This window comes from Flavobacterium sp., from assembly GCF_023151265.1.
In the GTDB taxonomy this organism is placed as follows: Bacteria; Bacteroidota; Bacteroidia; order Flavobacteriales; family Flavobacteriaceae; genus Flavobacterium.
Genome location: NZ_JAKLJH010000113.1, coordinates 1 through 9,030, shown reverse-complemented (window position 1 = coordinate 9,030; position 9,030 = coordinate 1). Strand labels below are relative to the sequence as shown.

Annotated in this window: 12 protein-coding genes; 4 read left to right on the top strand and 8 right to left on the bottom strand. The window is 32.5% G+C overall.

Going from position 1 to position 9,030, the window contains the following annotated elements; translation table 11 throughout:
- The 4 genes from L6Q46_RS10610 to idi all read right to left on the bottom strand — a co-directional run.
- The coding region (locus L6Q46_RS10610; RefSeq protein WP_291284278.1) for a type I phosphomannose isomerase catalytic subunit at nucleotides 1–920 on the bottom strand (920 nt) is incomplete at its 3' end.
- Nucleotides 921–987: 67 nt separating this feature from the next.
- Nucleotides 988–1,440, bottom strand: coding sequence for a peroxiredoxin (locus L6Q46_RS10605; protein ID WP_291284277.1), 453 nt, complete (start codon nucleotides 1,438–1,440; stop codon nucleotides 988–990).
- 1 nt (nucleotide 1,441) lies between these two features.
- Nucleotides 1,442–1,852 (bottom strand): 6-carboxytetrahydropterin synthase, encoded by a 411-nt coding sequence (locus L6Q46_RS10600; RefSeq protein ID WP_291284276.1) that lies wholly within the window; start codon nucleotides 1,850–1,852, stop codon nucleotides 1,442–1,444.
- A gap of 108 nt (nucleotides 1,853–1,960) precedes the next feature.
- On the bottom strand, nucleotides 1,961–2,488 hold the full coding sequence (gene idi, locus L6Q46_RS10595) for an isopentenyl-diphosphate Delta-isomerase (RefSeq protein WP_291284275.1): 528 nt from the start codon (nucleotides 2,486–2,488) through the stop codon (nucleotides 1,961–1,963).
- Nucleotides 2,489–2,786: 298 nt separating this feature from the next.
- Between idi and L6Q46_RS10590 the strand changes: the two genes are divergently transcribed.
- Nucleotides 2,787–3,233: a cold shock domain-containing protein gene (locus tag L6Q46_RS10590; RefSeq protein ID WP_111566864.1), complete on the top strand. Its 447-nt coding sequence runs from the start codon at nucleotides 2,787–2,789 to the stop codon at nucleotides 3,231–3,233.
- Between the two features lie 80 nt (nucleotides 3,234–3,313).
- Entirely contained in the window at nucleotides 3,314–4,204 is an 891-nt protein-coding gene (locus tag L6Q46_RS10585; protein ID WP_291284274.1) for a phospholipase A, read from the top strand.
- Nucleotides 4,205–4,208: 4 nt separating this feature from the next.
- On the opposite strand, the gene L6Q46_RS10580 is transcribed toward L6Q46_RS10585, so the two are convergent.
- Complete coding sequence (locus tag L6Q46_RS10580) at nucleotides 4,209–5,768, bottom strand: FAD-dependent protein (protein ID WP_291284273.1); 1,560 nt, start codon at nucleotides 5,766–5,768, stop codon at nucleotides 4,209–4,211.
- Between the two features lie 25 nt (nucleotides 5,769–5,793).
- A complete protein-coding gene (locus L6Q46_RS10575; RefSeq protein WP_291284272.1) occupies nucleotides 5,794–6,852 on the bottom strand; it encodes a DUF2891 domain-containing protein in 1,059 nt (352 codons plus the stop codon).
- A 58-nt stretch (nucleotides 6,853–6,910) separates the two neighbouring features.
- On the opposite strand from L6Q46_RS10575, the gene L6Q46_RS10570 reads away from it, so the two are divergent.
- On the top strand, nucleotides 6,911–7,150 hold the full coding sequence (locus tag L6Q46_RS10570; RefSeq protein ID WP_111566870.1) for a hypothetical protein: 240 nt from the start codon (nucleotides 6,911–6,913) through the stop codon (nucleotides 7,148–7,150).
- Here L6Q46_RS10570 and L6Q46_RS10565 read toward each other — a convergent pair.
- A complete protein-coding gene (locus tag L6Q46_RS10565; protein ID WP_291284271.1) occupies nucleotides 7,147–8,013 on the bottom strand; it encodes an AraC family transcriptional regulator in 867 nt (288 codons plus the stop codon). The two genes, L6Q46_RS10570 and L6Q46_RS10565, sit on opposite strands and share 4 nt — an antisense overlap.
- 90 nt (nucleotides 8,014–8,103) lie before the next feature.
- On the opposite strand from L6Q46_RS10565, the gene L6Q46_RS10560 reads away from it, so the two are divergent.
- Nucleotides 8,104–8,466, top strand: a complete 363-nt coding sequence (locus L6Q46_RS10560) for a DUF983 domain-containing protein (RefSeq protein WP_291284270.1) — start codon at nucleotides 8,104–8,106, stop codon at nucleotides 8,464–8,466.
- An 8-nt stretch (nucleotides 8,467–8,474) separates the two neighbouring features.
- Here L6Q46_RS10560 and L6Q46_RS10555 read toward each other — a convergent pair whose 3' ends face one another.
- Nucleotides 8,475–8,981: a hypothetical protein gene (locus L6Q46_RS10555; RefSeq protein ID WP_291284269.1), complete on the bottom strand. Its 507-nt coding sequence runs from the start codon at nucleotides 8,979–8,981 to the stop codon at nucleotides 8,475–8,477.
- Between the last annotated feature and the right edge of the window lie 49 nt (nucleotides 8,982–9,030).

Below are 9,030 nucleotides of genomic sequence, written 5' to 3'. Positions count from 1 at the left end.
GTTAGATTTTCCATACAAGCCGGAATCAAAATGGTATCGCCCATTCGGTAACGCAAGATTTCACCATTTACTATCATTTCAAATTGGCCGTTAGTACACATGAAAACCGTGAAAGCTTGTTTGGTGCGTTTCCAAATAAAAGTCTCTTGTAAAGCAATAATATTCGTAACAAAATAAGGACAATCTACTACAGCAGTACTTTTATTTGCTACTTCTTTGTAGTCAATTTTAGAAGTTGTTGTTTGATAATTTATGGCATCTAAAGCCAATTCGGTATGCAATTCTCTTCCATTTCCATTAGCATCTACTCTATCCCAATCGTAAATGCGATACGTAACATCACTCGTCTGCTGTATTTCTGCTACCACCACTCCTGCTCCAATAGCGTGAATGGTTCCGGTTTCTAAAAAGAATACATCTCCTTTTGAAACAGGATATTCGTTTAGCAAATCAATTAGATTTTTATTTTCTAAATGCGCTAAATATTCTTGTTGATTGGAATCATTTTTAAACCCAACAACCAAACGCGCCGATTCATCTGCTTGCATTACATACCACATTTCAGTTTTCCCGAAAGAATTGTGACGTTCTTTAGCTAATACATCATTCGGATGTAATTGAATCGACAAATCTTCTTTGGCATCAATGAATTTAAAAAGCAATGGAAATTGTTTCCCAAAACGAGTAATTACCGATTTCCCTAAAATTTCTTCAGGATACAAATCGATAATTTCATTAATGTTTTTCCCTTTTAGAACACCATTATTAACCACACTAATATCATTAGGAACAGTTGAAATTTCCCAACTTTCACCTGTAGTTTCAGAAACTATTGGTTTGTTGAGATAAGTTTTCAACTTGGTTCCGCCCCAAATGCGGTCTTTAAGTATTGGTGTAAAGGTTAAAGGATAAAACTTCATATTCAAAATAGTTAACCACAAAGATGCAAAAAAACTATTAAAATACTAAAATTAGATTTTTAAATAACTATTTCGACTTCTGAATCGCTTCCAATGCTCTTTCAATGTGATTTTTCGCACTCATACTGTCAAAAATATAAATGCAATAACCCTTAGCATCAAAAACATACGTCACCCTTCCTGGCAATAAACCAAAAAGTGCCGTTGGAACTCCAAACAAACGACGCAGTTTTCTATCTGCATCGGAAAGTAAAATAAAAGGTAATTTATATTTCTGTTGAAAACTTTGATGCGAAGTAGCCGAATCACCACTTACACCAATAACTTCGGCACCTAAATCTTGAAAATCTTGATAAGCATCTCTAAAACTGCAAGCTTGCGTAGTACAACCTGGCGTAAAATCTTTTGGATAAAAGTAAATTACAACGGGTTTTTCATGAATTTCGTGACTATCAAAAGCACTACCATCTTGTTTGGTTGCTTTAAAATTTGGTAATTTATCTCCTATCTGAATCGCCATATTACAAACCTTTATAAGTTACAAAGTTTCTTGGTGTTTCGTATAACGTAATTTCTAACTCTTTATCAGCATCAATTAAAACACGAAGTTTGTTCCAAATAATATAAGCTATATGTTCCGCTGTAGGATTCAAATGTTTGAATTCGGGAACATCTTCGTTTAAATTTTTATGATCAAAAGCCTCTTCGATGTGTTCTTTAATTAAATCGGATAAAATTTTAGTATCAATCACATAACCTGTTTCCTTATCCACTTCACCCGTTACCGAAACAATCAATTCATAATTGTGCCCATGAAAATTGGGATTGTTACATTTTCCAAACACTTCCTGATTTTTTTCCATAGACCAATCCTTGCGATACAAACGATGCGCAGCATTAAAATGAGCTTTTCTTGAAACAGTTACTTTCATGGCAATTTAGAATTTAGAAATTTGAATTCAGAATATAATTTTAATTTTTAAGAAATAAGATTTTTAAAATTTCTCTTATTTCTTCAATCTGTGTTCCCTAAATGAATTTTACAATTTATGATCTTCTAGATAATGATAAAACTCATCAAATATAATTTTAAACCAAACCGTGTAAGTATCAGGATTTTCAATCATATCTTCTTTTATAGCTTCAATGGTCATCCATTTCCAACTTTCAACTTCATCTGGATTGATTTCAGGAGCTTCGTTATAATAACCAATCATCACATGATCCAATTCGTGTTCGGTTAAACCGTTATCGAAAGGTGCTTTGTAAATAAAGTGAAACAACTCTTTCAATTCGGCTTTAAAACCCATTTCTTCAAACAAACGGCGTTTTCCAGCTTCGATATTGTTTTCACCTGCGCGTTGATGACTACAACAAGTATTCGTCCACAAAAGCGGTGAATGGTATTTGTGATGCGCGCGTTGTTGTAACATCACTTCGTTTTTATCATTTAAAATGAATACAGAGAAAGCTCTGTGCAAAACGGCTTTTTCATGCGCTTCCATCTTATTCATAAGCCCAATAGGCTCATCTTGCTCATTGACTAAAATTACTTGTTCTTCTATCATGTGTGGTATAATGCTTGTCAAAAATACGAAAAAAGAAAGGATTGAAAACTAGTTTTTGAGTTTGTGATAAGTTTAACTTGTGTTGAATAAGTTCATTTCAGAATGTTGCTAAACTTAAAAATGACATGTTTTAACTAAGTGAACGTTTTTTTCACTACCTTTGTCACATTAGTAATGATATCAATTTCTTCTCGCAATACTTTGAATAAAAGTACTTTATAAATTTTTGTTTATTCGCTTGTGTGTTTTTATCCTTTTACTTTTAAAACAAATACTAATTTAATTTATTTAAAATTTAATGGCTAGACCACAAGAAACCTTTAACAAAAAAGAACAAGAAAAACTTCGAGCAAAAAAACGTAAAGAAAAACAAGAAAAAAAAGAAGCTCGTAAAGCCAATCCAAAATTATCTGGAGAGGATTTATATGTCTATGTAGACGAAAACGGGCACTTAACAAGCACTCCTCCAGATCCTTCTAAGAGAATTGTAGTAGATGTAGAAAGCATTGAAATTGGTATCTCAAGAAGAACAGAAGCAGATGAAGCTCCAGTAGAACGTAGAGGAACAATCGATTTTTTCAATGACTCTAAAGGTTTTGGTTTCATCAAAGCAGTAGAAACTGGAGAAAAATACTTCGTACACATCAGTGGTTTAATCGACGATGTTAAAGAAGGTAACTTAGTAACGTACGATTTAGAAAAAGGCGCTAAAGGCATGAATGCTGTAAACGTTAAAAAAATATAATTTCCCTTTTTATCCCAAAAAATAAAATCACAGTGAAAGCTGTGATTTTTTTGTTTATTTTGCTTAAGAAAACTTGCTATATGAAAAAAATAATTATTGGAATTGTTCTCTTTTTAGCAATTGGACAACAAAGTAAAGCCCAAAGTTCCTCTCAAGACACGCTTGACATTATCAAAAAAACATATGATCAACTTTGGGAATTAGGCGAGAAAAACCAAAAAGGAACCTTTCGTTTGGTTTCTTATAAACCCATATACGTTACAGCTGGAAGAATTTCTGACAATCCTAACGAAAAACCTACTAGTGAAAATCCATCCTATACCGCTATCGAATCTGAAGACTTCAACAATATTGAAGTTAAATTCCAACTGAGTTTTAAAACAAAAGTTATTCAAGGTTTAATGTGGAACAAAGGAGATGTTTGGATTGGCTATACTCAAAAAGCTCATTGGCAAGTATACAATCAAAATATTTCAAGAGCATTCAGAGAAATTAACTACGAACCTGAAATCATCTTTAGATATCCTATAAAAATGAAAGCGTTCAAAGGAGAATTCAAATCGATTGGCTTTGCATTTAATCATCAATCCAACGGAAGAGACTTACCACTATCGAGAAGTTGGAATAGAATTATTTTTCATGTTGGTTATGAAATCGACAATTGGATTATCACACTTAATCCTTGGATAAGAAGTTCTGATAATGATGATGAAAATCCTAACATTACTAAATATATTGGGAATGGGGAAATTAACGTTTCGTATCATTATAACCGACATGAATTCTATGCGATTGCTACACATCCATTTGATCGTTTGAAAGGTGGAAGTTTACAATTAAATTATGTATTCCCTATGAAAGGACACCTTAGAGGACATGTTCAATTTTTTAATGGATACGGAGAAACCATGATTGATTACAATCACCGACAAACTACTATTGGAATTGGGGTTTCTTTTGCTAATTGGTAAATTTCTATTTCAAACTCTCGGCAATTTTCAAGGCACATTTTTCACCATCAATTGCTGCTGAAATAATTCCACCGGCATAACCTGCTCCTTCTCCACACGGATATAAACCTTTGATTTGAACGTGTTCCAATGAAAAATTATCTCTTGGAATTCTCACAGGTGAAGAAGTTCTACTTTCTGGAGCGTGTAAAATAGCTTCATTTGTCATATAACCTTTCATTGATTTTCCGAATTGTACAAAACCTTCTCGCATGATTTGGGTTAAAAATCCAGGGAAAACTTGTCCTAATTCTACCGAAGTAGTTCCAGGAACATAAGATGTTTTTGGGATATCCTTTGAAACTTTATTTTGAGTAAAATCAACCATTCTTTGCGCAGGAACTTTTTGCGTTTCGCCTGCCAAATGCCATGCTTTTTGTTCGATAGCTTTTTGAAATTCCATTCCGGCTAAAGGTCCGAATTTTTCATAAGGCTTGAAATCTTCCAACTTTAACTCTACTACAATTCCAGAATTTGCTGTAGCTTGATCACGTTTTGAAGGCGACCAACCATTGGTAACTACTTCACCAGGAGCTGTAGCACAAGGTGCAATTACACCACCTGGACACATACAAAACGAATACATACCACGACCGTTCACTTGTTTTACAATCGAATACGGTGCTGGCGGTAAATAATCGCCTCTAAAATCGCACGAATATTGAATTTGGTCGATTAATTCTTGTGGATGTTCTGCACGAACACCTAAAGCAAAAGGTTTAGCTTCGATATGAACACCTTTTTTATGTAATAATTCAAAAATATCACGAGCCGAATGTCCTGTAGCTAAAATGACTTTATTAGCCGAAATCACATCACCATTTTGAATGACAACGCCTTGCATTTCGTTGTTTTTGACAACAAAATCAGTCACACGAGTTTCAAACAAAACTTGTCCGCCACATGCGATGATTTTTTCTCGAATATCCTGAATAATTTGTGGTAATTTATTGGTCCCAATGTGCGGATGTGCTTCCACCATAATTTCTGGTGTAGCACCAAAACCTACTAAAAGTTCTAGAATTCTATCAACATCACCACGCTTTTTTGAGCGAGTATATAATTTTCCGTCGGAATACGTTCCGGCTCCACCTTCACCAAAACAATAATTAGAATCTTCGTTTACAATACCATCACGATTAATCGCTTTTAAATCGCGACGACGACCACGTACATCTTTACCACGTTCTAAAACGATAGGTTTCAAACCTAATTCAATTAATTGTAAAGCAGCAAATAATCCGGCTGGACCTGCTCCTACTACAATAACTTCTTGTTTGTTGGCAACATTTGGATAATCAGGTAATTCGATTTTTGAATCAACATAATCTTCTCCAACCAAAAAAACATTCGCCTTAATATTCATTTTAATGGCTTTCTGACGCGCATCAATAGAACGTTTTAAAACAACAACTTTTTGAATTTCTTTTGGGCTAACCTGAAATAACTTGGCTACATGTTGGGCTAACAAACTTTCGTTTGCCGCTACTTCGGGTGAAACTTGAAATTGAAATTCGCGTGGCATAATGTTAAAAATTTCGGCAAATATACTACTTGATTTTCGATTTTTCCTCAAAAGCTCGCAATGCAAAAGAAGCCAACCAATGTTCGCCTTCGTAATTACCATCTACAATAGAAGGTAGCGAAAAAGACAAATGCGTATCAGCCAAAGGTTTCAAATGCGAAAATTGTTTAGGATACTGATGAATTAAAAAATATAAATTCCATGCTCTACTGAAATTCAAGCCATCTAAATGTACTAGATGACCGTCTGTTCTGTCAGAAACGCGTGCAACTTCCCATTGCCATTTTTTGGAAAACAATTGAGGGGCAAACTTTTTCAACCATGGAAGAAATTCATTTTCTGGTAAAACACGTTGCATAATAGCAACTTCTTCCATACAAGGTGATAAAAAATCTGTTCCACTTGGCTCCCAATAAAACGGACAATTTTCATCTTTCAAAAACAATCTTTTAGCATGTTCTGCAATACTTTTTTGTAAAGCAACATTTTCAGAATAAGTCGCATAATCCCAAGCATTCGTTAATCCGTAAGCAGTATTAGAATGTGTTCCAACACGAATCGGATATAATAATTTCGGTAAAAACTCAATATAACGTTTGACAATTAAATTGGTTAAAGGAAGTAAATTATGAGCTAATTCTTTAGCAAAAGGTTCTTTTGAGATTTCTAATTCATGTTGTAATTTGAGTAACCAATTCCATCCATAAGTACGCTCAAAAGATTTCTCGTGTGCCTTTTCAAAATATACTATTTCTTGAGCAATATTTTCTTTAGAAAGATTAATTTTTAACTTTTCAATGATTTGCTCTCGATCTTTTATGTCTTTAAAATGAGTCAACAAATACACTAAACTCCAATGACCATGTACCGAAGAATGCCAATCGAAACAACCATAAAAAGCAGGATGCAAGACTTTTGGGGACAACAACTCGGTTTCGTTAAGTAATAGTTGATTGAGTTTGTTTGGATATTCTTGCTGCAAACATTTCACAGGCAAACTCGCCAAATGATTCGCTTGTTCTAATGTAAGTTGTTGGGAAAACGCAGAAGTTCCAACGAAAAGTAAGGCAAATAAAACTTTCATATCTATTTAGTTTTTTCAAATGTACTAAAAACTTACCTTTGATTTTTATTTAGAAATAATGGACAGAAAAATAAAACTAATTTGGGATTTTAGAGGTGAAGCCGCAGCCAAAACAGCGGAACATCATGATATTCATCTAAACGAATACTTGGAAAAAGAAAAAATTACTTTAGAAAAAACGGGTTTTGAAGTTATCAATGAAATGCACGCTATCGCTTTCATTGTGGTAGATGAAAAAGATATGATTACTTTTAGAGATATTTTAAAACCACACCGTGGTGAAATCTATCAAAATTAATTTTTAAGTTGATTGACAAACTCTGTTGGAGTTACGCCTGCACTTTTCTTAAACAATTTTGAAAAATAGGAATAATTAGAGTAACCTAATTCATCAGCAATTTGAGCAATTGTTTTATTTTGATCTACCATAATACGTTTACTTTCTAAAATAACTCTTCTGGTAATTAATTCGGTAATAGTAATATTCAATATATTTTTTGAAATTCTATTGAGGTGTTTTAAGGTAATTGCCATTTTATCTGCATAAAACGAAGGCGATTTTTCGGTTTTATAAAACTGCTCTAATAACAATTCAAATTCTTTTAACTTATGATTATAGGTAGAAGTTAAATGATTAGAATCGACATTATAAATTCTTAAAATTTCAATCAAAATACAATCTAACAAGTTGAGCATTTTGTCTTTTTTATGCAATTCGTCTTGCTCATTTTCAATTACCATTAAATCAAAATAAGGCTGAATTTGCTTCATTTCCTTATCCTTCAATTGCAATTCTGGATTATTTTTAGACGATTGAAAAAACAAATATTCTTCAATTTTCTTATCTCTGAAATGCAAATTATAAATCTCTTTGGAGAAGAAAACAATGTAACCATCAATATCTGAAGAAAGTTCCCAAAGGTGAATTTGCCCTGGTTGCATTAGAAAAAAACTTCCTTTTGTAATTATAAATTCATCAAAATCTATTTTATGCAAACCCGTTCCTTGAGTAAACAGAACCAAAACATAAAAATCATGTCGGTGCAAAGACTCAATAAAACGATGCTCTTTTAAATGATTTTGAAACGTATTGACATATAAATTGTGATGGAAGAAATTGCGTTTGAACTTCTTAATTTCGTAAACTTCGTTTTTCTTCATGTTAAAAATGTCTTTTTTGTGCTATAATATGCGAAAATACAAAACCTATTTTAAATTATAATCGCTTAAATTTGCTAAAAATAAAAGCAAATGTTAAAAACCATTATAAACATGTTTGGGAACAAATGTCCCAATTGCAACAAAGGAAAGATTTTTGAAAAAGGATTGTTACATTTTAGTTTTAGTTTCCCAAAAATGCATGAAAATTGCTCCAATTGCGGAACAAAATTTGAAAAAGAACCAGGTTTTTTCTTCGGAGCGATGTTTGTTAGTTACGGACTTGGAGTTGCAGAAGCATTAATGACTTACTTTATTTGCATGCCATTTTTTGAAGAAACATTTGATTTGCGAATTATTCCAATTATTGGAGTTGTAATTTTAAGTCTAACCTTAGTCAACATTAAACTATCGCGAATTATCTGGATTTATATGTTTAAGGATTATTCGGTGTAGAAACATTATTATTTTTCATCAAAATACTTTATTCCGAAAGACTTAAATACTTTCTCTAATTTATTCATTTTTGTATCACATAAATCTGGATAATTAAATTTATCTATAGACTGTATTTGAGTACAACTAAGACAAATTTCCAAAACATTAAAAACCTCATCTTCAGAATTTAAAAAAACGATTAAATGTCTAGGTTGATAACACGTAGCCATAGACTCATAATCACAAATTTTATTATCATATAGGGTTTGATATGTTTTCTCAATCTGTTCTTTTGATAAAATAATTTTTTCTTTAATATTATTCTTTTCAATATTTACTTTTCCATTTTCAATTTTCAACTCTTTTAAAGCCCCCATATTATCATCCCCTTCTCTATGCCAAATTTCTCTATTTGGATAAGACCAAATCTCAATCCTTTCTGCAACGAAAAATGCATTATCAACTGACACTACTTCCTGTGTTGGCTTACAACCAACCAAAATAAGAAAGAAAAAGAAATACAATTGTTTCATAATTTCAAAAATTAAAATCCCCAACTTTCATTGAGGATTTCTAGGCTAT

What these genes read in the sequence shown, in the direction of transcription:
- L6Q46_RS10605 (WP_291284277.1), bottom strand. Translation starts at nt 1,440, where the DNA reads ATGGCGATTCAGATAGGAGATAAATTACCAAATTTTAAAGCAACCAAA.
- L6Q46_RS10600 (WP_291284276.1), bottom strand. Translation starts at nt 1,852, where the DNA reads ATGAAAGTAACTGTTTCAAGAAAAGCTCATTTTAATGCTGCGCATCGT.
- idi (WP_291284275.1), bottom strand. Translation starts at nt 2,488, where the DNA reads ATGATAGAAGAACAAGTAATTTTAGTCAATGAGCAAGATGAGCCTATT.
- L6Q46_RS10590 (WP_111566864.1), top strand. Translation starts at nt 2,787, where the DNA reads ATGGCTAGACCACAAGAAACCTTTAACAAAAAAGAACAAGAAAAACTT.
- L6Q46_RS10585 (WP_291284274.1), top strand. Translation starts at nt 3,314, where the DNA reads ATGAAAAAAATAATTATTGGAATTGTTCTCTTTTTAGCAATTGGACAA.
- L6Q46_RS10580 (WP_291284273.1), bottom strand. Translation starts at nt 5,768, where the DNA reads ATGCCACGCGAATTTCAATTTCAAGTTTCACCCGAAGTAGCGGCAAAC.
- L6Q46_RS10575 (WP_291284272.1), bottom strand. Translation starts at nt 6,852, where the DNA reads ATGAAAGTTTTATTTGCCTTACTTTTCGTTGGAACTTCTGCGTTTTCC.
- L6Q46_RS10570 (WP_111566870.1), top strand. Translation starts at nt 6,911, where the DNA reads ATGGACAGAAAAATAAAACTAATTTGGGATTTTAGAGGTGAAGCCGCA.
- L6Q46_RS10565 (WP_291284271.1), bottom strand. Translation starts at nt 8,013, where the DNA reads ATGAAGAAAAACGAAGTTTACGAAATTAAGAAGTTCAAACGCAATTTC.
- L6Q46_RS10560 (WP_291284270.1), top strand. Translation starts at nt 8,104, where the DNA reads ATGTTAAAAACCATTATAAACATGTTTGGGAACAAATGTCCCAATTGC.
- L6Q46_RS10555 (WP_291284269.1), bottom strand. Translation starts at nt 8,981, where the DNA reads ATGAAACAATTGTATTTCTTTTTCTTTCTTATTTTGGTTGGTTGTAAG.